We start from the raw sequence: 22,362 nt of genomic DNA, 5'->3' as shown, positions 1-22,362 counted from the left end.
GGGCCCGACGGACATGCCGTCGGGCCCACCCGCCGTTCGACGCCCGTACCGTTGCCGGGGCGGCTCGCGCCGGTTCGCGCGTCAGTCGTCGGACGGCTCGTCCCAGGTGACCGACAGCTCGTTGCGCCGGCCGAAGCGTTCGAGGTGGCTGCCCACGACCTCCCTGATGGTGGAGAGCGCGGACGCGTCGGGCGCGGTCACACGGATCAGGAGGTGGTCCGCGGCGGGCTGGAGGAGGACGTCGGTCTGCTGGAAGGTGAGGCGGTGGCCGCCGTCGGGGGTCGCCTCGCCGGGAATCTTCCGGCCGAAGTGCGAGGCGAGCTGCTTGGCGTAGCGGGGGGCGGCGTCGGTGGAGGCGCGACCGAGGGAGGTGGGCATGGGGGAACTCCAGGGTGCGGCGAAGGGGGCGGCCGGCCGGTCGGTGGGCGCGGCTCCGCCGCACCGACCCGCCTTTTGCTTGATGCTTCAAACAGTAATGCCGACCCTAGCCCTCCATGATTCAAATTTGAAGCAAGGGTGATGTTGCGTGGCTCACACCCTGCCCCGCCCCGCCTCCACCCCACGGGCCGGGCAACGGCAGACTGCGCGTATGACCCTCCACTGCGCAGTGCTGGACGACTACCAGGGCGCCGCCCTGACCATGGCCGACTGGAGCCCCCTCACCGACCGGGTCGAGGTGCGCACGCTCAGCGAGAACATCGCCGACCGCGACGCGCTCGTGGCCGAACTCGACGACTGCGAGATCGTCGTGGCCATGCGGGAGCGCACCCCGTTCGACGCCGGCCTGCTGCGCCGACTTCCCCGACTGCGTCTGCTGGTGACCACCGGGATGCGCAACGCCTCCATCGACCTCGCCGCGGCGCGCGCCCAGGGCGTCACCGTGTGCGGTACGGCCAGCAGCCCCACCCCGCCCGTCGAACTGACCTGGGCGCTCCTCCTCGGCCTGGCCCGCCACCTCACCACCGAGAACAGGGGGCTGCGGGCGGGCGGTCCCTGGCAGTCCACCGTCGGCCAGGACCTGCACGGCCGCACCCTGGGCCTGCTCGGACTCGGCAGGATCGGCACCCGGGTGGCCCGGGTGGCCACCGCCTTCGGCATGGAGGTCCTCGCCTGGAGCCAGAACCTCACCGTCGAACGGGCGGCCGAGGCGGGAGCCCGGCTCACCGACGGCAAGGAGGACCTGCTCGGCCGCAGCGACTTCGTCTCCGTCCACCTCGTCCTGTCCGACCGCACCCGCGGCCTGCTCGGCGAGCCGGAACTGCGTGCCATGCGCCCGCACGCCCACCTCGTCAACACTTCCCGCGCGGCCATCGTCGACCGGGCCGCCCTCCTGCGAGCCCTGCGCGAGGGCTGGATCGCCGGCGCCGGTCTCGACGTCTTCGAGACCGAACCGCTCCCCGCCGACGACCCCCTGCGCTCCCTGCCGAACGTGCTCGCCACCCCGCACCTGGGCTATGTCACCGAGCGGAACTACCGCACCTTCTACACGGAGGCGGTCGAGGACATCACCGCCTTCCTCGCCGGCACCCCGGTCCGGACGCTGACCCCCGGCTGAGCGGCTACGGCCGGGCGACGGCGCGGCGTGTGCGACAACGGGGGCAGCCTCCGGACCGGGGCGCCGGTTCCCGCGCACCCGGGCACGAGCGCGCAGGTCACCGCCCAGTAGAGTGCGCCTCTGTCGTCCACCGAGAGCCGCCCCCGATCCGCCGAGGTACCGCGCAGTGACCCCCGCACGACCAGGACCGCCCCACGCCGTCACCGTCGTCGGGCTCGGCGCCGACGGCTGGCGGGGCCTGCCCGACGCCTCCCGGGCGGCCCTGCGCGAGGCCGAGGTCCTCATCGGCGGCCCCCGGCAGCTCGACCTGCTCCCCCCGGAGTGCGCGGGGAGACGCATCGGCTGGCCCTCACCCCTGCGGCCGGCCGTCCCCGCTCTGCTCGCTGCCCACGCCGGCCGCCGGATCGCCGTACTGGCCAGCGGCGACCCCATGTTCTACGGCATCGGCCGCGCTCTCGCCGAGGAGGCCGGTGACCGGCTGCGCGTCCTGCCGCACCCCTCCTCCGTCTCCTACGCCGCCGCCCGCCTCGGCTGGCCGCTGGAGGACGTCGAGGTCGTCACGCTCGTCGGCCGCCCCGCCGCCCGGCTGGCCGCCGCCCTGCACGACGGACGACGGCTCCTCGTGCTCAGCGCGGACGCCGGCACACCGGCGGAGGTCGCCGCCCTGCTGCGGGACCGCGGCTTCGGACCCAGCCGGATACGGGTCCTGGAACAGCTCGGCGGCGAGAAGGAGCGGACGAGCGACGCCGGCACCGCCGACGGCTGGGAGCCCGCGCACCCGCCCGGCGACCCCCTCAACATCGTCGCCGTCGAGTGCCGGCGGGCCCCGGACGCCCTCCGCCTCGGCGCCGGACCCGGCCTCCCCGACGAGGCGTACGAGCACGACGGCCAGCTCACCAAGCGCTATGTGCGCGCCGCCACGCTGGCCGCCCTCGCCCCGGCACCCGGCGAACTCCTCTGGGACGTCGGCGGCGGATCCGGCTCGATCGCGATCGAGTGGATGCGCACACACCCCTCCTGCCGGGCGGTCACCGTCGAACGCGATCCGGTGCGCGCCGCGCGCATCAGCCGCAACGCCGAGCGGCTCGGTGTGCCCGGCCTGCGGGTCGTCACCGGGGCGGCGCCCGCCGCCCTGGCCGAACTGCCGCCGCCGGACGCCGTGTTCATCGGCGGCGGGCTCACCGCGCCCGGCCTCCTCGACGCCTGCCGGCAGGCCCTGCCGGTGGGCGGACGGCTGGTCGCCAACACCGTGACGCTGGAGTCCGAGGCCGTCCTCGCCGCCGCCCACCGCCGCCACGGCGGGGAGCTGGTACGGCTCGCCGTCGCGCACGCCGTGCCCGTGGGCGGCTTCACCGGGTGGCGGCAGGCGATGCCGGTCACCCAGTGGGCCGTACGCAGGACGCCCCTCGACGCAGCCGACACAGCGGCCCCCACCGTCCACACCGCCGACACCGCTTCGGGAGAAGACAGATGACCGTGTACTTCATCGGCGCCGGCCCCGGTGCCGCCGACCTGATCACGGTCCGGGGCGCCCGCAGGCTCGCCGCCTGCGGGGTCTGCCTGTACGCCGGCAGCCTCGTCCCGCGCGAACTGCTGGCCGAATGCCCGCCGGACGCACGGCTGGTGGACACCGCCCGGCTCGATCTGGACCAGATCACCGCCGAGCTCGTGCGCGCGCACGAGGAGGGGCACGACGTGGCCCGGCTGCACTCCGGGGACCCGTCCGTGTTCAGCGCGGTCGCCGAGCAGATGCGGCGGCTGGACGCGGCCGGGGTGCCGTACGAGGTGGTGCCGGGGGTGCCCGCGTTCGCCGCGGCGGCGGCCGCGCTGAAGCGGGAGCTGACCGTGCCGACGGTCGGGCAGACCGTCATCCTCACGCGGATCGCGCAGCAGGCCACGGCCATGCCACCGGGAGAGGACCTGGCCACGCTCGGCCGGAGCGGGGCGCTGATCGTGCTGCACCTGGCCGCGCGGTACGTGGACCGGGTCGTGGAGGAGCTTGTGCCGCACTACGGAGCGGACTGTCCTGCCGCGGTCGTCGCGTACGCCTCGCGGCCCGAGGAGCTGATCCTCCGGGGGACGCTGGAGGAGATCGCCGGGCAGGTGAAGGCGGCGGGTGTGCTGCGCACGGCCGTGATCATGGTCGGCCGGACGCTGGGGGCTTCGCAGTTCCGGGACAGCCACCTGTACTCGCCGGAGCGAGACCGGCACGGGTGCTGACGGGCGAGGTGAGTGCGTTGTCGGCTGCGGGCCGGTGGGGCTTCTCGCGCAGTTCCCCGCGCCCCTGAAAAGCAGGGGCCGCGCCCCATGCTTCTGCCCCACGCACCCGCACCCGACCCGGCCCCCCGCTCAGCGGATCGCGCTGCGGCCCACCACCGTGCCCGCGCGGTCGATGCAGAGGACGTCGACCGCGACGGGCGCGCCCCGCAGTACGGCCAGGGCCTCGTCACGGGCCGCCTCGGCGACCAGGTCGCCGAGCGGCACCCCCGCCGCCATGCACAACTGCAGCGCGGCGAGCCCCGTGTTGGCGCCGGCCACCTCGGCGGCCAGCGCCTCGTCCGCGCCGCCGCGCCGGGCCAGCTCGGCGAGGAAGCCCTTGTCGACCTGGGAGCGGGCGGAGTGCAGGTCGAGATGGCCGGCGGCGAGCTTGGAGAGCTTGGCGAAACCGCCGCAGACGGTCAGCCGGTCCACGGGGTGCCTGCGTACGTACTTCAGGACCGCGCCCGCGAAGTCGCCCATGTCGAGCAGCGCGTCCTCGGGCAGCGCGTACTCGGCCACGACCGTCTTCTCCGAGGTGGACCCCGTGCACCCGGCGACATGCGTGCGTCCGGCAGCCCGGGCCACGTCGATGCCCCGCCGGATGGAGTCGATCCACGCCGAGCAGGAGTACGGGACGACGATCCCGGTCGTGCCCAGGATCGAGAGACCGCCGAGGATGCCGAGGCGGGGGTTCCAGGTGGAGCGGGCGATCTCCTCGCCGTGGTCCACGGAGAGGGTGATCTCGACATCGCCGCTGCCGCCGTACCGGGCCGCGACTTCGGCGACATGGTCCCGCATCATCTGCCGGGGCACCGGGTTCACCGCCGGTTCGCCCACGGCGAGGGGCAGGCCCGGCCGGGTGACCGTCCCGACCCCGGCCCCCGCCCGGAAGACCACCCCGGACCCGGCGGGCAGCCGCCGTACGGTGGCCCGGACCAGCGCGCCGTGCGTGACGTCCGGGTCGTCGCCCGCGTCCTTGACGATCCCCGCCATCGCGCTGTCACCGGTCAGCTCCTCGGCCGCCAGCGCGAACGCCGGGGTCTGCCCCTTCGGCAGGGTGATCGTCACCGGGTCGGGGAACTCGCCGGTCAGCAGCGCGGTGTACGCGGCCGTCGTGGCGGCGGTCGCGCAGGCACCGGTGGTCCAGCCGGGCCGGAGACCGGTGTGCTTGAGTTGGGCCGCGCGACCGCCCGCCGCCGCGCCGCCGCCGGCACCCTGCTTCTCGTCACTGCTCATGATCGGACCCGGACTTCCATGCACGTACTGATACTCGGCGGAACCACGGAGGCCCGCCGCCTGGCCGAGCTGCTGCACGGCACCCCCGGCCTACGGCTGACCAGCTCCCTCGCCGGGCGGGTCGCCAGCCCCCGGCTGCCCCCGGGCGAGGTCCGCGTCGGCGGCTTCGGCGGGGCCGAGGGGCTGGCCGCCTGGCTGCGCGAGCACGGGGTGGACGCGCTCATCGACGCCACCCATCCTTTCGCCGGGACCATGAGTTTCCACGCGGCACGGGCGGCCGCCACCTCCCATGTTCCCCTGCTCGCGCTCCGCCGGCCCGGCTGGGTGCCGGGACCCGGCGACGACTGGCACGACGTCGGCTCACTGGCGGAGGCGGCGCGGCTGCTGCCCACGCTCGGCGACCGCGTGTTCCTCACCACCGGGCGCATGGGCCTGGCCGCGTTCGCCGCCCTGGACGGCCTGTGGTTCCTCGTCCGGTCCGTCGACCCGCCCGAGGCCCCGTACCCGGCCCGGACGGAGGTCCTGCTCGACCGCGGCCCGTTCACCCTCGAAGGGGAACGGGAACTGCTGCGCCGGCACCGCGTCGACGTCGTCGTGACGAAGGACAGCGGGGGCGCGGCCACCGCGCCGAAGCTGACGGCCGCGAGGGAGGCCGGGGTGCCGGTCGTCGTGGTGCGCAGACCGCCCGCCCCCGAGGGTGTCACCACGGTGCCGGACCCGGAGAGCGCGGCCCACTGGGTCCAGGGGCTGGTCGAAGCAGGCCGAGCCGGGCGGGTCGAGGAGCGCCCCGACGTCCGCTGACCCCGCCGGGTCGGCACACACGGCACCGTGCGCCGACCCGAGGACCGGCGGGCCCGGGCGCGGCCGCGTACCCGTCGGCCCTGGCACCCGTGGGCACGCGTGGGTCTCCGCGCGGGCCCACCCGGCCACCGCCACCCGCGACGGCGCCCCGCCCCGCTCATCCCTCCGGGTACCGGCGGGGCGTCCACACGATCTGCTCGCCGTCCCCGCGCCTGACCGCCTGGGTCTGCGAGGAGCCGACCAGCAGGATCGTCCGCATGTCGACCTCGGCCGGGTCCAGGTCGGCCAGCCGTACGATCCGCACCCGCTCGCCGGAGCCGCCCACGTCCCGCGCGACCACCACCGGGGTGTCCGGCGCCCGGTGCTCCAGCAGCAGCTCGCGCGCCTTGCCCACCTGCCAGGTTCGGCTGCGTGAACCGGGGTTGTACAGGGCGAGCACCAGGTCCGCCGAGGCCGCCGCGCGCAGCCGCTCGGCGATGACCTCCCACGGCTTGAGGCGGTCGGACAGGGAGATCGTGGCGTAGTCGTGGCCGAGCGGGGCGCCCGCGCGGGCGGCGGCCGCGTTCGCGGCGGTCACCCCCGGCAGCACCCGCACCGGCACGTCCGCGTACTCCTCCTGCGCGGCGACCTCCAGTACGGCCGTCGCCATGGCGAAGACCCCCGGGTCGCCACCGGAGACGACCGCGACCCGGCGCCCGCGCCGGGCCAGATCGAGGGCGAACTCGGCGCGCTCCGACTCGACCCGGTTGTCCGAGCCGTGCCGCACCTGGCCCGCCCGGCGCGGTACCCGGTCCAGGTAGGTGGTGTAGCCGACGAGGTCGTCGGCGGCGGCGAGCGCGCCCCGCGTCTCGGGCGTCAGCCAGAGCGGACCGGCGGGCCCGGTACCGACCACCACGACCTCGCCCCGCTCCCGGGCCTCGGGCCGCTCGGCGTCGACCTGGCTGGGCAGCACGGCCACCGAGAAGTACGGCACCGACTCCGGGTCCACGTCCGCCAGTTCGCCGATGCGCTCCCCGGGCATGGTGGCACGCTCGACATAGCGGGCCTCGGCGAGCCGCCCCGAACTCTCCAGGGCGCTCCGTACCTTGGTGAAGGTCCGGCCCAGCTTCATCACCACGGCCACGTCGGTCGCGGCGAGCCGTGCGGTCAGCTCCTCCTCGGGCAGGGTGCCCGGCAGGATCGTCAGCACCTCCTCGCCCTCGACGAGCGGTGTGCCCAGGCGGGCCGCGGCGGCCGACACGGACGTGACACCGGGGACGACCTCGGTGTCGTAGCGGTCCACCAGCCGTTTGTGCATGTGCATGTAGGAGCCGTAGAACATCGGGTCGCCCTCCGCGAGGACCGCGACCGTGCGCCCGGCGTCGAGATGTGCGGCCAGGCGCGCCGACGCCTCCTCGTAGAAGTCCTCCATCGCGCCCTTGTAGCCGCCCGGGTGGTCGGTGGTCTCCGTGGTCAGCGGATACATCAGCCGTTCCTCGATGTGGTCGTCGCGCAGGTGCTTCGCGGCGATCGAGCGGGCGATGGAACGGCCGTGCCGGGCGCAGTGATACGCGATCACGTCCGCCTCGGAGATGACCTCGACGGCCCGGACGGTCATCAGGGACGGGTCACCGGGGCCGAGCCCCACCCCGTACAGCTTCCCGCTCACTCTTCCTCACTCGCGATCGCGTTGAGCGCGGCGGCGGCGATGGCGCTCCCGCCACGACGGCCGCGTACGACGAGGTGCTCCAGGCCCGAGGGGTGCTCCGCCAGCGCGTCCTTGGACTCGGCCGCGCCGACGAACCCGACGGGCACACCGATGACGGCGGCGGGCCGGGGCGCGCCCTCGTCGATCATCTCCAGCAGCCGGAACAGCGCGGTGGGCGCGTTGCCGACGGCCACGACCGAGCCCTCCAGCCGGTCCCGCCACAGCTCCAGCGCGGCGGCGCTGCGCGTGGTGCCCAGCTTCGCCGCCAGCTCGGGCACGCCGGGCTCGGAGAGGGTGCACAGCACGTCGTTGTCGGCGGGCAGCCGCTTGCGGGTCACCCCGCTGGCCACCATCCGCACGTCGGTGAAGATGGGTGCCCCGGCCCGCAGGGCCTCACGGGCACGGGCCACCACGTCGGGCGTGTACGCCAGGTCCCGTACGAGGTCGACCATTCCGCAGGCGTGGATCATCCGTACCGCGACCTGGCTGACGTCGGCGGGCAGGGCCGCGAGGTCCGCCTCCGCGCGGATGGTGGCGAAGGACTGGCGGTAGATCGCCGGGCCGTCCTTCTCGTAGTCGTAGGTGGTCACGGTGGTCTTCTCGCTGCTCTCGGTCGGCGTACGGGGGTCGTTCGTGCGGGGGTCGTGCGTGCGGGCGTAGTCCGGGTAGGTCGTGCGCGTCATCGGGGCCGTGCCGTGCGGGTTCTCGGCCTTATGCGGTGATCTCCCCCAATACGGCGGCGAGTCGCGACGTGTCCGCCATGGGGGCGGTGCGCGGGCTTCGGCCGGGGGTGGTGCGGGAGAGCTGGTAGCCGCCGCTCTCCACCGCCACCACGTCGATCCGTTCGCCCCGGGGGTGGCCGCAGCGGCGCTCGCAACCGGACCAGTACAGGGGAAGTCCGGCGCCTCCGGTTGCCGCCAGGCTCCCGGCCGCGTCCGCCCGTACGTCCGCCAGGGACTTGGCGCAGCCGGGCCGTCCGATGCAGGCGCCGACACGCAGCCAGGGGGAGGCGGGGTCGGTGACCAGACCGGTCACGGAGAGCCGGGCGAGCGCGTCGGCCGCCTGCTCCTCGGTCAGGTCCGGTACGGGGACGACGACTCCGCGCCACGGGGTCAGCCGCAGCTCACGGCACGGCGTCGCGGCCGCGAGGGCGGTCAACTCCCGCCACTGGAGGGGGGTGAGGCGACCGAAGGGGGCGTGCACGGAGAGGGCGTCGCCGACGGTTCCCGGCGGCGGGCCGCCCTCGGCTCCGGCCGGGCTCGTCCCGCACTCGGTACGGGGCCGGCTCACGGAGTCGACGCCGACGGCGGCCAGCCGGTCCCGGACCCGGCCGGGCAACCCGTCCTGGAAGGGGAGTTCGGTCACCCGCCAGACCCGGGCCCCGCCCTCCCGCGCCGCCTCCAGGAAGGTCTCGGCGGCGGTCAGCGCGGCACGGGCCGCGTCCTCACCGGGGACCGACAGACTCTCGGCGGCCGTCCCCAGGCTCAGCAGGGCACCACCGTCCTCGGCCGCCCGGACGGTCACATCGGCGTCCAGCGCGGCCACATCGCCCCGCCCGTCGTCGAGAGCGAACAGGAACCGGCCCGACAACCCCCGCGCCGTCCCACTCGCGCACAACGCGGTGTCGAGGGCGGACAGCCAGGGCCGTACGTCGCGCAGACCGAGTCCGTCGAGACCGGACAGGGGCGAGGCGACGATGTTGCGCACCCGTTCGTGTCCGGCGGACGGCAACAGCCCGGCAGCGTCCAGCGATCGGGCCAGCTCGCCCCCGCAGCCCTCGGCCAGCCCACGCAGTTGCACATTGCCGCGGGAAGTGAGGTGAAGATCACCGTCGCCGAGCCGTCGTGACGCCTCCGCGAGCGCCTCGGCCTGCCGGACGCCCAGCACACCGCCGGGCACGCGGACCCGGGCCAGCGCCCCGTCGTCCGCCGTATGCAGCCGCAGCGCCCCCGGGCAGGCGTCGCCACGGTCCCGTGTGACCGCTGTGGCCTGGGACGATGAACGCGGGGGAGGCGTGGACATGGCGGCGAGCATACCCACCGGCACCCCGGACGTATCCTCCGCCCTTTTGAGGCGACCCTTACTATGCTGCTTGGTGGATCATCCGGTCCGCCGACGCCACCAAGGCGCTAGGGTCTGTCGTCGCATTCCCTAGGGGAGGAAGCCCGGTGTGAGTCCGGCGCGGTCCCGCCACTGTGAGCCCGTCCCAGGAGGGTCGGGCGAGTCAGGAACTCCCTTCCCCGTACCGCCCGGTCCGCCCGGGCAGGGGAGACTCCGATCCGACACCGCCCGGGGCGCGGACCCCGAGGAAGGCCAGCAGCCGCATGCAGCCATCGCCCGGGGAGCGCTCGACGCAGCCCCGCATCCTGCTCCTGTCGACCTCCGACACCGACCTGCTCAGCGCCCGCGCGGCAGCCGGCCCGGTCCCGTACCGCTTCGCCAACCCCTCCCGGATCGCCCTGGAGGACCTCCCGGACCTCCTCGACGGCACCGGCCTGGTCGTCGTACGCCTCCTCGGCGGCATCCGGGCCTGGCAGGACGGCCTCGACCTGCTGCTCGCCGACGGCCGCCCGGTCGTCGTCCTCACCGGTGAACAGGCGCCCGACGCCCAGCTGATGGCCGCCTCCACGGTCCCGGTCGGCATCGCCGCCGAGGCCCACGCCTATCTCGCGCACGGCGGCCCCGCCAACCTGGAGCAGCTGGCCTGCTTCCTCTCCGACACCGTCCTGCTCACCGGGCACGGCTTCGACGCGCCCGCGCCCGCGCCCTCCTGGGGCCCGCTGGAGCGCACCCCCCGCGACACCGCCGACGGCCCGACCGTCGCCGTGCTCTACTACCGCGCCCACCACATGAGCGGCAACACCGCCTTCGTGGGCACCCTGTGCGAGGCGATCGAGGACAAGGGCGCCCGTGCGCTCCCGCTGTACGTGGCCTCGCTGCGGGCCCCCGAGCCCGAGCTGATCGAGGAACTGCGCGCCGCCGACGCCATCGTGACCACCGTCCTCGCCGCGGGCGGCACCAAGCCCGCCGAGGCCTCGGCCGGCGGTGACGACGAGTCCTGGGACGCGGGCGCCCTGACCGGCCTCGACGTGCCGATCCTCCAGGCCCTGTGCCTGACCGGCTCGCGCGCCGCCTGGGAGGAGAACGACGAGGGCGTCTCCCCGCTCGACGCGGCCAGCCAGATCGCCGTTCCGGAGTTCGACGGCCGGCTGATCACCGTCCCGTTCTCCTTCAAGGAGATCGACGAGGACGGTCTCCCGGCCTACGTCGCCGACCCCGAGCGCGCCGCCCGCGTCGCCGGGATCGCCGTACGCCACGCGCGACTGCGTCACATCGCCAACGCGGACAAGCGCCTCGCGCTCGTCCTGTCCGCCTACCCGACCAAGCACTCCCGCATCGGCAACGCGGTCGGCCTCGACACCCCCGCCAGCGCCGTCGCCCTGCTGCGCCGCCTGCGCGAGGAGGGCTACGACTTCGGGACCGACGCCGAGGTGCCGGGCCTGGCCTCCGGCGACGGCGACGAGCTGATCCGCGCGCTGATCGAGGCGGGCGGCCACGACCAGGACTGGCTGACCGAGGAGCAGTTGGCCCGCAACCCGGTCCGGATCCCGGCGGCCGACTACCGCCGCTGGTACGCCGGACTCCCCGAGGAACTGCGCACCTCCGTCGAGGAGCACTGGGGGCCGGCACCCGGCGAGATGTTCGTCGACCGCAGCGCCAACCCGGAGGGCGACATCGTCCTCGCGGCCCTGCGCTTCGGCAACCTGCTGATCCTCATCCAGCCGCCGCGCGGCTTCGGCGAGAACCCGATCGCGATCTACCACGACCCGGACCTCCCGCCCTCCCACCACTACCTCGCCGCCTACCGCTGGATCGCCGCCCGTGCCGACGACGGCGGGTTCGGCGCCGACGCGATGATCCACCTCGGCAAGCACGGCAACCTGGAGTGGCTGCCCGGCAAGAACGCGGGCCTGTCCGCCGCCTGCGGCCCCGACGCCGCCCTCGGCGACCTGCCGCTGGTCTACCCCTTCCTGGTCAACGACCCGGGCGAGGGCACCCAGGCCAAGCGCCGCGTCCACGCCACGCTCGTCGACCACCTGGTGCCGCCGATGGCCCGCGCCGACTCCTACGGCGACATCGCGCGCCTGGAGCAGCTCCTCGACGAGTACGCCCAGATCTCCTCCATGGACCCGGCGAAGCTCCCCGCGATCCGCGCCCAGATCTGGACCCTCATCCAGGCAGCCAAGCTCGACCACGACCTGGGACTGAACGACCGCCCCGAGGACGACGGCTTCGACGACTTCCTCCTGCACGTCGACGGCTGGCTCTGCGAGGTCAAGGACGCCCAGATCCGCGACGGCCTGCACGTCCTCGGCAACCCGCCGACCGGCGCCGACCACGTCAACCTGGTCCTCGCCGTGCTCCGCGCCCGCCAGATCTGGGGCGGCACCACCGCCCTGCCCGGTCTGCGCGAGGCGCTCGGTCTCGACGAGTCCGCCGCGACCCGTACGACCGCCGACGAGGCGGAGGAGAAGGCCCGAGCGCTGGTCCAGGCGATGGAGGACGCGGGCTGGGACCTCGCCGCCGTTCCCACCGAGCACGGCGAACAGGTCGCCGCGATCCTGGAGTTCGCCGCCCGGGAGGTCGTGCCCCGGCTCGCCGCGACCACGGCCGAACTCGACCACACCGTGCATGCCCTGAACGGCGGCTTCGTCCCGGCCGGTCCCTCCGGCTCCCCGCTGCGGGGCCTGGTCAACGTCCTGCCGACGGGCCGGAACTTCTACTCCGTCGACCCCAAGGCCGTCCCCTCCCGCCTCGCCTGGGAGACCGGGCAGGCCCTCGCCGACTCCCTGCTGCAGCGCTACCGCGCCGACAACGGCGAATGGCCCACCTCCGTCGGCCTCTCGCTGTGGGGCACCAGCGCCATGCGCACGGCCGGCGACGACGTGGCCGAGGCGCTCGCCCTGCTCGGCGTCCGCCCGGTCTGGGACGACGCCTCCCGCCGCGTGACCGGTCTGGAGGCCGTTCCCGCCGAGGAACTGGGCCGCCCGCGCGTCGACGTCACCCTGCGCATCTCGGGCTTCTTCCGCGATGCGTTCCCGCACACCATCGGGCTGCTCGACGACGCCGTACGTCTCGCCGCCTCCCTGGACGAACCGGCCGAGGCCAACCACGTCCGTGCCCACGTCCAGGCCGACCTCGCCGAGCACGGCGACGAACGCCGGGCCACCACCCGGATCTTCGGCTCCCGGCCCGGTACGTACGGCGCCGGACTGCTCCAGCTCATCGACTCCCGCGACTGGCGCACCGACGCCGACCTCGCCGAGGTGTACACGGTGTGGGGCGGTTACGCCTACGGCCGGGAACTGGACGGCCGTCCGGCCCGCGAGGAGATGGAGACCGCGTACAAGCGGATCGAGGTGGCCGCGAAGAACACCGACACCCGCGAGCACGACATCGCCGACTCCGACGACTACTTCCAGTACCACGGCGGCATGGTGGCCACCGTCCGCGCCCTGCGCGGCACCGCCCCCGAGGCGTACATCGGCGACTCCACCCGCCCGGAGACGGTCCGTACCCGCACCCTGGTCGAGGAGACCTCCCGGGTCTTCCGCGCCCGCGTGGTCAACCCCAAGTGGATCGAGGCGATGCGCCGCCACGGCTACAAGGGCGCCTTCGAACTCGCCGCCACCGTCGACTACCTGTTCGGCTACGACGCCACGACCGGTGTGATCGCCGACTGGATGTACGACAAGCTCACCGAGACCTACGTCCTGGACGAGACCAACCGCGAGTTCCTGCAGCAGGCCAACCCCTGGGCCCTGCACGGCATCGCCGAGCGACTGCTGGAGGCGCAGTCGCGCGGGATGTGGGAGAAGCCCGACCCGGCGGTGCTGGAGGGCCTGCGGCAGGTGTACCTGGAGACGGAGGGCGACCTGGAGGGCGGCGAGGACTGACGGCGGCGCGGCCCGGGCCACGCCGGCCCGGGCCGGCGTCGGACGGCCCGGGTCAGCGTCGGTCGCCGGCGGCCCGGACGAGGGCGTCGAAGAGGGCCTGCTGCGCCCGGTCCTCCTCGGCGGTGTCCTCGGGGTGCCACTGCACGGCCGTGAACCAGCCGGTGGCGCGAGGGAGTTCGAGTCCTTCCACGGTGCCGTCGGCGGCGCGGGCGGTGACCTCCAGCCCCTCGCCGAGCCGGTCCACCCGCTGGTGGTGGTAGCAGGACGCCTCCACCTTCTGCGCGCCGGTGGCCCGCTCCAGCAGCGTGCCGCGCCGGACCGCCACCGGGTGCACGAGGTGGCGGTGTTCGCGTTCGGGGCCGCCCATGTCCTGTTCCAGGGTGCCGCCGAGGGCGACGTTGACGACCTGCAGCCCCCGGCAGACCGCCAGCAGCGGGAGGCCCGACTCCAGGGCGGCGCGGGCGACGTCGAGGTCGAAGGTGTCCTGGACCTCGTCGACGTCGTACACGCTCGCGTGGGTGTCCCTCGCGCCGTAGCGGTACGGGGCGAGGTCGCCGCCGCCCGGGAGGAGGACACCGTCGAAGCGGGCCAGACGGGCGGCCGTGCCGCCGGCGGCCGGGTGGATGCTCGCGGGTTCGCCGCCCGCCCGCCAGACGGCCTCGATCAGGGCGCGGGCGTTGACCTCGGCGGCGTACCGCAGAGCGGAGGTCGTGGCGGCGAAACGGGCGGGAACCGCTATCAGGGGCCGGGTCACAGCTGGATCCACGTGGTCTTCAGCTCGGTGTACTTCTCGACGGCGTGGGCGGACTTGTCGCGGCCGTTGCCCGACTGCTTCATGCCGCCGAAGGGGACGGTCAGGTCGCCCTCCTCGTAGCAGTTGACCCAGACCGTGCCGGCCCGGAGCGCGCGGGAGACGCGGTGGGCGGTGGACAGGTCGGAGGTCCACAGGCCGGCGGCGAGGCCGTACTCGGTGTCGTTGGCGAGCGTCACGGCCTCGTCGAGGTCGTCGAAGGTGAGGACGGACAGGACCGGGCCGAAGATCTCCTCGCGGGCCAGCCGCATACCGGGGTCGACCCGGTCGAAGACGGTGGGCCGCAGATAGCTGCCGCCGGTGTCGTGCAGGGTGCGCTCGCCGCCGGTCCGCAGCCGCGCGCCGTCGCTGACCCCCGCGCCGATGTGGCCGAGGACCCGTTCGAGGTGGGCCTCGCGGACCAGGGCGCCCATCTCGGTGTCCGGGTCGAGCGGGTCGCCGACGCGCAGCTCCCGGGCGCGGGCGACGACGGCCTCGGTGACGCGTTCGGCGACCGAGGAGTGCACCAGCAGCCGGGAGGGGGCGGTGCACATCTCGCCCTGGTTGAAGAAGATGCCCCAGGCGGCGGTGGCTGCCGCCTTCTCCAGGTCGGGGGCGTCGGGGAGGATGATGTTCGGTGACTTGCCGCCCAGCTCCAGCCAGACCCGCTTGAGGTTGGAGTCGGCGGCGTAGTGCAGGAAGTGCCGGCCGACGGCCGTGGAGCCGGTGAAGGCCAGGACGTCCACGTCGGGGTGGAGCCCGAGGGCCCGCCCGGCCTTCGGCCCGTCACCGGTGACGACGTTGAGGACGCCCGGCGGCAGTCCGGCCTCGGTGGCGATCCGGCCGAGCAGCAGGGCGGACAGCGGGGAGTTCTCCGAGGGCTTCAGGACGACCGTGCAGCCCGCAGCCAGCGCCGGGGCGACCTTCCAGCCGGCCAGGGTCAGAGGGAAGTTCCACGGCACCACCGCGCCCACGACACCCGCGGGTTCACGGGTGACCAGGGCCAGGGCGTCGCGGGAGGTGTGGGGTGACTCGTCGGTGAGTTTGTCGGCGAGCTGCCCGTACCAGCGGAAGGTGGTGATCGCGGCGCGCAGTTCGATGTCGTGCGCTTCCCGGTACGGCTTGCCCATCTCCAGGGTGATGGTCAGGGCCAGCTTCTCCCGCTGTTCCTCCAGGAGGTCGGCGACGCGCAGCAGGATCCGGCCGCGGTCGGCGGGGGCCAGGCGGGGCCAGGGGCCGGAGTCGAAGGCGCGGCGGGCGGCGGCGACGGCCAGGTCGACCTCGGCGTCCTGTGCGTCGGCCACCTCGACGAGGGTCCGGCCGTCCCGGGGTGACACGACGGCGAAGGAGGCGCCCCCGCCCGGTTCGTCCGCCCCGTCGATGTGGTGCCGGCTGGGGAGATCCAGCTCCTTGGCGCGACGGAGCAGGTCGTCGTGGGCGAGGGCGGCAGGCATCGGGCTCTCCTCATTCCTTGTTCGGTGTGCGGGGTGGTCCGGGTGCAGGGCCCGCACCGGTAGCGGCAGGGCGGTGACGGTGGCCGGGGACCGGTCCGTGGCGGCCGGGGATCAGTCCGTGGCCGGCTGCCGGTTCCGGGTCACCGCCGCCGCGACGAGACCCAGCGCCAGCACCGCGGGCACGGTCAGCTGCAGCCACAGGGCGGTGGTCCGGTCGCCGCCGATGAGCGTGGTGAAGTTCTCGATGATCAGCCAGATCGCCCAGGCGATGCCGAGCGCGCCCAGGACGGGGGCGATCAGCGTGTTCCAGGGCCGGGTGTCGGCATGGGAGCGGCGGAAGAAGACGACCACGGACACGGACGTCAGGAAGTACAGGAGCATCATCGCCAGGACGGCCACGCCGCTGAACCAGGAGAACAGCGTCAGCACGGGGTCCTTGCCGAGCAGCGCGAACGGGATGACCAGGGCCACCGCGATCACGGTCTGGACGATGCCGGCCGCCCAGGGGGAGTGACGGCGGTTGAGCGAGGTCAGTCCACGGGGCAGCAGTCCCTCACGGCCCAGGGAGAACAGGTAGCGGTTGGCGGAGTTGTGGAACGCCAGGATCCCGGCGAACAGCGAGGTGGCCAGCAGGACGGGCAGCACGTCGCCGGTCCAGGCGCCGAACTCCGCCGCGATGGGGGCGAAGACCCAGCCCGCCGCGTCGCCGCTCTCCAGGGCCTTGCCGGCCTCCGCGGTCGCCCGGGACGCGCCGTGCGCGGAGACCAGCATCCAGGAGGTGAAGGCGAAGAAGCCGGTGACCACCGCGACCGACAGATAGGTGGCGCGCGGGACCGTCTTGCGCGGCTCCTTGGCCTCCTCGCCGTAGATGGCGGTCGCCTCGAACCCGAACATCGACGCCACGGCGAACATCAGCGCCACTCCGGGAGCGCCCTGGAGCGCCGCGTCCGGGGAGAAGCTGTCGGCGAGGCCGAGCCCCTCGGGGCCGCCGCCCTTGAAGAAGGTCACGAAGGCGAAGGCGGTCAGGATGCTGAACTCCGCGAGGACGAACACGGCCAGCAGCTTGGCGCCCATCTCGATCCCGGCGGCGCCGAGGACCTGGACGATCACCATGGTGACCAGCGCCCACACCCACCAGGCGATCGTCACGTCGGCGTAGTGCGCGACCAGGCCGCTCACCGTCGCGCCGTAGAGGCCGTACATCGCGGCCTGGATGGCGCAGTACGCGAAGAGCGCGACGCCGGCGCTGCCGGAGCCGGTCGAGCGGCCCAGTCCCTTGCCGATGTACGTGTAGAAGGCGCCGGCGTCCACGACGTGGCGGCCCATGGTGACGAAGCCGATGGAGAACAGCAGGATCACGACGCCGGCCGCGATGTACGCGGCGGGGACACCGGCGCCGTTGCCGATGACGACGGCGATGGGCACGGCTCCGGCGATGCCGGTCAGCGGGGCCTGGGCGGAGAGGACGAAGAAGAGGATGCCCAGGACGCCGAGGGAATCGGGCTTGAGCCTGCCTGCCGGGGATGGATCGTGCGAGCTGTGCGGGGCGACCGCCGTCTGACTGTCCACTCGGATCACCTGTCGGGGACGGGGAGGGATGGGATTCGTTTAGGCCCAAACGAGTTGCCTCATCGTGAGCCCGAACTATCCGTTTGGCAAGGGGTCTCGTGAAGATTTTCGGCGGGCTTTCCCGGGCCCGCGCGGGCATGCCGGAAGGCCCCGTACGCGGCACGTCCGGGGCCATGACCGCACAGGTCAGCGGCTATGCGCGGGCTTCGCCGGCCCCGTCCGTGTCGTGCGTGCCCGAGGCGCCGCCGTCGGCGTGCAGCAGCCGCAGCAGGGCGCGCAGCTCCTCCACGGCCTCCTCCGTGACGTCCGGCTCGTCGAAGACGAGCTGATGCAGGACGAGACCGTCCAGCGCGGCGAAGACCAGCCGGGCCAGCGCCTTGTCCGCGCCGCCCGGCAGCATCCGGCCCAGCTCGCGCCGGGCCGCGTCGAAGTACTCGTCGTACAGCTCACGGATCTGGGGCAGCAGCTCCGGCCGGCGCCGGGACTCCAGCAGCAGCTCGTACTGGAACGCCTGCGTGTCCGGGTCGGCCGTGACCATCTCCGAGAGCCCGATGGAGAAGTCGGCGACCTCGCCGGTGCCCGGCTCCAGGGAGCTGGTGTCGAGCGAGGTGCGGATGGTGTGGGCGAGGGCCTCCTCGATCAGGGCGTCGCGCGACCCGAAGTGGTGCACGACCAGCCCGTGGGTGACCCCCGCCTCCTCCGCGACGGCCCGGTAGGTGAGCCGGCGCAGCCCGCCCCGCGCCACCACGCGCACGGCGGCGTTCAGCAGGGCTTCCCGCCCCTCGCCGTAGTGGAGGCGCTTGCGTGGCCGTCGGCTCGCGGGGGCGTCGGCGGAGTCGGTCATGCGCGTGACCCTACCCGCCCGCCTCCCGCGTGCCGCCTGCCCGTCGGCGCGCAGGGGTCACCGCTGGGGCGGGCGGATGCCACGGAACTCCCAGTCTCCGCCGAGCGCCGTGGACAGGACTTCCTCGGACTCCGTGGGCTGTGCGCCGACGTCGGCGCGTACCCGGGTGGGGCCGGTGACGATGTGGTTGGTGAGCCGGCCGAGGCCCTCCACCTCGACCTCGACGACGTCACCGGGCCGCACGGGCCGGGAGTTGGCCGGGGTGCCGGAGAGCAGCACGTCCCCCGGGTACAGCGTGATGGTGCGGGCGATGTCGGCGACGAGGTAGTGCATGTCCCACTTCATCTCGTCCGTCGTACCGTCCTGGACGACCTCGCCGTTGACGTACGTCCGCAGCCGCTTGCCGTGGAAGTCCCAGTCGGTGACGAGTCCGGGGCCGAGCGGGCACAGGGTGTCGGACCCCTTCACCCGCAGCATGGAACCGGCGTCGGTGTCACGGAAGTCGTGCAGGCCGTAGTCGTTGGCGACGGTGTACCCGGCGATGTACGCGCCCGCTTCCTTCGGCGCGATGTTCCGCGCGGTCCTGCCGATGACGATGGCGACCTCGCCCTCGTAGTTGAGCCACTTGCAGCCGTCGGGCCGGACGACGGCGCCCTTGTGGCTGTTGAGGGAGGAGGTGGGCTTGTGGAAGTAGGTGGGTGTCTCCGGCAGGTCGATCCGGAACTCGTCGACCCGGCTACGGTGGTTGAGGTGGACGGCGATCACCTTCGACGGCACGACCGGCGGGAGGTGGCGGGCCTCCTCGATCTTGACGCGGCGGCCGTCCCCGGCGACCAGTTCGTCGCCGTCGACGGTGACCTCGACGGTGGCCCCGTCGAGGAGGATGCGGCGGTACTCGGGCATGGCTGGCCTTCCTAGGGGAGTCGGTGAGGGGTGCCGGTCCAGCCGGCGGCGGGGCGGTCGAACCACAGATGCACCTGTCCGGTGCCGATGGAGTTCTCGTACTCCCCGTACTGCCGGGCCGTGGCGACACAGTCCTGTTCGCCGAGCGCGCCCGCCATCATCAGGTAGTGGAAGAACTTCGCCTCGGGCTTGTACTTCCAGAACTCGTCCATGGTGTCGAGGACCTTGTCGTGCCGGCCCTCCTTGAACCAGGCGATCCGCTCCAGGTCCGCCGCACGGGCCTCGGGCGTACGGATGTGCACCGGATCGCTGGACTCGTGGTCGCGCAGCTCGCGCAGCGGCCAGAAGGTGTGGGAGAGGGCGCCGGAGGCGATGAGCAGGACCCGTCGGCCGGGGGTGGCGGCGATGCCGTCGGCGAGCGCCCTGCCGAGGCGCAGATGGTCCTCCATGTCGCCGGTCTGGCAGACGCCGATGGTCACCCAGCGCTTGTCGGGCAGACCCTCGCCGAGGAACTTCCACAGGTTGATCGTGGCGTAGTAGATCGGCAGGTATTCGTCCTCGATCGCGGTGATCCAGGTGCCGTGCTCGTCCGCGAACCTCTCGATGTTCCGGGCCAGTTCGGGGTCGCCGGGAAAGTCGTACGGCATCCGGCACATCCCGCGCGGCAGCTCCTCGGAGGTGAAGAGACCGGCCCGGCGCGCTTGCGCGGTGACCACGAACTCCACGGTCGTCGCCCAGTGTGAGTCGAGGACCACGACGGTGTCGTAGTCGTCGCGGGAGAAGACGTCCTCGCGCAGCTGCCGCAGACCGGTGACGAGGGTGATCTCCTTGCCCTCGTTCAGCTCCATCCGGTCGGCCTCCGGCAGCACGATGGTGGGGACGTGGGCGAGGAGCCCCGCCCCGACGATCTCACCCATGGTCGTTCCATCCGTTCGGTGCGGTGACGGTGTTCTTCACGTCGCAGTAGAAGTCGAAGCTCCAGGTGCCGCCCTCCCGGCCGACCCCGGAGTGCCGGGAGCCGCCGAAGGGGGCCTGGAGGTCGCGGACGAAGAAGCAGTTCACCCACACCGTGCCCGCCACCAGCCGCTCGGTCACCCGGGCGGCGCGCTCGGTGTCGCCGGTGGCCAGGGTGGCGGCCAGGCCGAAGCGGGTGTCGTTGGCGAGCCGGACCGCCTCGTCCTCGTCGGTGAAGGTCTGCAGGGTCAGGACCGGCCCGAAGACCTCCTCCTGCACGATCTCCGAGTCCTGGGCGACGTCGGTGAGCAGGGTGGGCGCGTAGTACTGGCCCTCCCCGGGGTGCCCGCCGACGACCACCCGGGCCCCGTCGGCCACGGCCCGCCGCACGAAGCCGTCGATCTTCTCCAGCTGCCGGGGATGGATGTTGGGCCCGATGTCGGTGGTCTCCTCACGCGGGTCGCCCTGCGTCAGCGCCGAGGCACGCTCCACGAACCGCCGGGTGAACTCCTCGGCGACCGACTCCTCGACCAGGAACCGGGTGGCCGCCAGGCAGACCTGCCCGGCGTTGTCGTACTGCTCCACCGCGAGGTCCACGGCCAGGTCCAGGTCGGCGTCCGCGAACACCAGCAGCGGCGACTTGCCGCCCAGTTCGAGGCTGAGCGGGGTGAGGTTCGGCGCTGCCGAGGCGGCGATCCGCTTGGCCGTGGGCACCGACCCGGTGAAGCTGATCCGCCGCACGTCCGGGTGCGAGGTGAGCGCGTCACCGATCTCCGAGCCGTAGCCCTGGACGACGTTGAGCACTCCGGCGGGCAGTCCCGCCTCGGCGGCGATGTCCGCCAGCAGCGAGGCCGTCAGCGGGGTCCACTCGGCGGGCTTGAGGATCACCGTGTTGCCGGCCGCGAGGGCCGGGGCGACCTTCCAGGTGGCCAGCATCAGCGGCGCGTTCCACGGGGTGATCAGCACCGACGGCCCCGCCGGGTCCCAGCTCACCTCGTTGGTGTGTCCGCGCGTCTCGAAGTCCTCGTGCGCGAGCGTGAGCAGCCAGTCGGCGAAGAACCGGAAGTTGTGCGCCACCCGCGGCATCACACCCCGCCGGTGCGAGCGCAGCAGCGCCCCGTTGTCGTTGGTCTCGACGATCGCCAGCTCCTCGAGCCGCTTCTCGACCCCGTCGGCGATGGCGTGCAGGACGCGGGCGCGTTCGGCGCGGGGGGTGGCGGCCCAGGCGGGGAACGCCTCGCGGGCGGCTGCGACGGCGGCCTCGACCTCGGCCGCTCCACCGCGGGCGATCTCGCCGAGGACGCGGCCGTCGATGGGGGAGACGTCCGTGAAGGTCTCGGCGGAGGCGACGCGCCGCCCGCCGATCCAGTGCCGGGTGTCGACGGGGACTCCGGCGACGGTGATCTTGTCAGGCATGAAAGGGGCTTCCTTCTCAGGATGGGAGGGACCCGCTGACCCGGGGGCGCGGGGCTGTGTCGATATGCGGCTCCGCCGCGTGGGTGCGACCGGCCACGTACAACCCGCAGCCGTCCACGAACCTCATTCGGCAGACGCCTCGGACGTCCCGGACTCCAGAAGACGACCCCCGTCCCACACCACGCCCACCTGCCGGTAGTACGCGGCGATCGGCTCCTCGACCGACAGCCGGGCCAGCTCCTCCGTCGGCGCCTCGAACAGCGCCAGCTCGGCCTCGCCCACCCAGGGCTGCCCTCCCTCGAAGGACGCCGCCCCGGTCTCGATCAGCTCGTCCAGCGCCAGCCCCTTGCCCTTCTCGATCGACGGCAGCCACCGGTGGTGGGCCATCGGGTGGGCGTTCACGAAGCCGTTGGTCTCCGACGGCTCCCGCAGGGTGACGACGGTCTGGGCCAGTCGCCGGTCGGCCGCCGCCAGCGTCGCCCCGAAGCGGGCCCCCGCCTCGATGCGCGGCGCGGGTCCCAGCGGATGCGGCCGCGTCTGGTGGATGGACCCGAGCTTCTTCGGGTACCCCTGGTGCAGCCCGCGCGCGATCGCGAAGTCCTTGTCGACCCAGATGTAGACGCACCGTGAGTAGGTCCGACCCCGGTACTGACAGCGGACGACCGCGAAGGCCTCCTTGTACTGGGAGAGCACCGGGTCGAGCAGTTCCGCGCCCGAGGCCGAGCAGGACTGCCAGTCGGCCCAGATCAGCGCGACCGCGCCGGGGTCGTCCTCGGCCAACTCCAGGGGCTGCGGCAGCAGTTCACGCACGCGCGCGGGATCCGTGCGGTACTCGACGGTGAGCAGGTCGCCCGAGTAGCGCCACGGCGGCGACGGGATCAGCGACGAGGCACCGCTCGCCGTCTTGGGGTGGAAGTATCCACGGACACTGGTCATG

Annotated in this window: 18 protein-coding genes and 1 riboswitch; of the genes, 5 read left to right on the top strand and 13 right to left on the bottom strand. The window is 73.6% G+C overall.

Going from position 1 to position 22,362, the window contains the following annotated elements:
- Positions 1-81: 81 nt before the first annotated feature.
- A complete protein-coding gene (locus tag ACFU5F_RS05820; RefSeq protein WP_383882470.1) occupies positions 82-378 on the bottom strand; it encodes a DUF2218 domain-containing protein in 297 nt (98 codons plus the stop codon).
- A gap of 211 nt (positions 379-589) precedes the next feature.
- Between ACFU5F_RS05820 and ACFU5F_RS05815 the strand changes: the two genes are divergently transcribed.
- From ACFU5F_RS05815 to cobM, 3 genes are all read left to right on the top strand, one after another.
- Entirely contained in the window at positions 590-1,555 is a 966-nt protein-coding gene (locus ACFU5F_RS05815; RefSeq protein WP_383882467.1) for a D-2-hydroxyacid dehydrogenase family protein, read from the top strand.
- A 166-nt stretch (positions 1,556-1,721) separates the two neighbouring features.
- Complete coding sequence (cbiE, locus tag ACFU5F_RS05810; protein ID WP_383882465.1) at positions 1,722-3,029, top strand: precorrin-6y C5,15-methyltransferase (decarboxylating) subunit CbiE; 1,308 nt, start codon at positions 1,722-1,724, stop codon at positions 3,027-3,029.
- Positions 3,026-3,775 carry a precorrin-4 C(11)-methyltransferase gene (gene cobM, locus ACFU5F_RS05805; protein WP_383882462.1) on the top strand — a complete coding sequence of 250 codons (750 nt, stop codon included), beginning with the start codon at positions 3,026-3,028 and terminating at the stop codon, positions 3,773-3,775. Before cbiE ends, cobM begins: the two co-directional genes overlap by 4 nt.
- Positions 3,776-3,904: 129 nt before the next feature.
- Here cobM and ACFU5F_RS05800 read toward each other — a convergent pair whose 3' ends face one another.
- Positions 3,905-5,050, bottom strand: a complete 1,146-nt coding sequence (locus ACFU5F_RS05800) for a cobalt-precorrin-5B (C(1))-methyltransferase (RefSeq protein WP_383882459.1) — start codon at positions 5,048-5,050, stop codon at positions 3,905-3,907.
- Between the two features lie 18 nt (positions 5,051-5,068).
- Here ACFU5F_RS05800 and ACFU5F_RS05795 point away from each other — a divergent pair, with 18 nt between their 5' ends.
- Positions 5,069-5,851, top strand: coding sequence for a cobalt-precorrin-6A reductase (locus tag ACFU5F_RS05795; RefSeq protein ID WP_383882457.1), 783 nt, complete (start codon positions 5,069-5,071; stop codon positions 5,849-5,851).
- A 157-nt stretch (positions 5,852-6,008) separates the two neighbouring features.
- Here the strand turns inward: ACFU5F_RS05795 and ACFU5F_RS05790 are convergent, their stop codons facing one another.
- The 3 genes from ACFU5F_RS05790 to cobG all read right to left on the bottom strand — a co-directional run bounded on the left by ACFU5F_RS05790 (position 6,009) and on the right by cobG (position 9,572).
- Positions 6,009-7,499 (bottom strand): precorrin-2 C(20)-methyltransferase, encoded by a 1,491-nt coding sequence (locus ACFU5F_RS05790; protein WP_383882454.1) that lies wholly within the window; start codon positions 7,497-7,499, stop codon positions 6,009-6,011.
- The gene (locus ACFU5F_RS05785; protein WP_383882483.1) at positions 7,496-8,128 is read right to left on the bottom strand and encodes a precorrin-8X methylmutase; all 633 of its coding nucleotides are present in this window, start codon (positions 8,126-8,128) and stop codon (positions 7,496-7,498) included. Before ACFU5F_RS05785 ends, ACFU5F_RS05790 begins: the two co-directional genes overlap by 4 nt.
- A gap of 121 nt (positions 8,129-8,249) precedes the next feature.
- A complete protein-coding gene (gene cobG / locus ACFU5F_RS05780) occupies positions 8,250-9,572 on the bottom strand; it encodes a precorrin-3B synthase (protein WP_383882480.1) in 1,323 nt (440 codons plus the stop codon).
- A gap of 79 nt (positions 9,573-9,651) precedes the next feature.
- A riboswitch (cobalamin riboswitch) is annotated at positions 9,652-9,793 on the top strand.
- Positions 9,794-9,862: 69 nt separating this feature from the next.
- On the opposite strand from cobG, the gene cobN reads away from it, so the two are divergent.
- Positions 9,863-13,495, top strand: coding sequence for a cobaltochelatase subunit CobN (gene cobN, locus ACFU5F_RS05775; protein WP_383882452.1), 3,633 nt, complete (start codon positions 9,863-9,865; stop codon positions 13,493-13,495).
- Positions 13,496-13,547: 52 nt separating this feature from the next.
- Here the strand turns inward: cobN and ACFU5F_RS05770 are convergent, their stop codons facing one another.
- The 8 genes from ACFU5F_RS05770 to ACFU5F_RS05735 all read right to left on the bottom strand — a co-directional run bounded on the left by ACFU5F_RS05770 (position 13,548) and on the right by ACFU5F_RS05735 (position 22,361).
- Complete coding sequence (locus ACFU5F_RS05770) at positions 13,548-14,249, bottom strand: gamma-glutamyl-gamma-aminobutyrate hydrolase family protein (RefSeq protein WP_383882450.1); 702 nt, start codon at positions 14,247-14,249, stop codon at positions 13,548-13,550.
- Positions 14,246-15,739: an aldehyde dehydrogenase gene (locus ACFU5F_RS05765; protein ID WP_383882447.1), complete on the bottom strand. Its 1,494-nt coding sequence runs from the start codon at positions 15,737-15,739 to the stop codon at positions 14,246-14,248. Before ACFU5F_RS05765 ends, ACFU5F_RS05770 begins: the two co-directional genes overlap by 4 nt.
- Before the next feature lie 111 nt (positions 15,740-15,850).
- A complete protein-coding gene (locus ACFU5F_RS05760) occupies positions 15,851-17,308 on the bottom strand; it encodes an APC family permease (protein ID WP_383882444.1) in 1,458 nt (485 codons plus the stop codon).
- Positions 17,309-17,501: 193 nt separating this feature from the next.
- Complete coding sequence (locus tag ACFU5F_RS05755) at positions 17,502-18,152, bottom strand: TetR/AcrR family transcriptional regulator (protein WP_383882442.1); 651 nt, start codon at positions 18,150-18,152, stop codon at positions 17,502-17,504.
- 57 nt (positions 18,153-18,209) lie between these two features.
- A complete protein-coding gene (locus ACFU5F_RS05750) occupies positions 18,210-19,055 on the bottom strand; it encodes a fumarylacetoacetate hydrolase family protein (RefSeq protein ID WP_383882439.1) in 846 nt (281 codons plus the stop codon).
- Between the two features lie 11 nt (positions 19,056-19,066).
- Positions 19,067-19,972: a 3,4-dihydroxyphenylacetate 2,3-dioxygenase gene (locus tag ACFU5F_RS05745; RefSeq protein ID WP_383882437.1), complete on the bottom strand. Its 906-nt coding sequence runs from the start codon at positions 19,970-19,972 to the stop codon at positions 19,067-19,069.
- Entirely contained in the window at positions 19,965-21,425 is a 1,461-nt protein-coding gene (locus tag ACFU5F_RS05740; RefSeq protein ID WP_383882434.1) for an aldehyde dehydrogenase, read from the bottom strand. Before ACFU5F_RS05740 ends, ACFU5F_RS05745 begins: the two co-directional genes overlap by 8 nt.
- A gap of 123 nt (positions 21,426-21,548) precedes the next feature.
- On the bottom strand, positions 21,549-22,361 hold the full coding sequence (locus tag ACFU5F_RS05735) for an acetoacetate decarboxylase family protein (protein WP_383882431.1): 813 nt from the start codon (positions 22,359-22,361) through the stop codon (positions 21,549-21,551).
- Between the last annotated feature and the right edge of the window lies 1 nt (position 22,362).

This window comes from Streptomyces sp. NPDC057438 (assembly GCF_042802995.1).
Classification (GTDB): Bacteria; Actinomycetota; Actinomycetes; order Streptomycetales; family Streptomycetaceae; genus Streptomyces.
The sequence above is the reverse complement of the archived record's forward strand: the minus strand, read 5'-3'. Positions and strand labels throughout refer to the sequence as shown.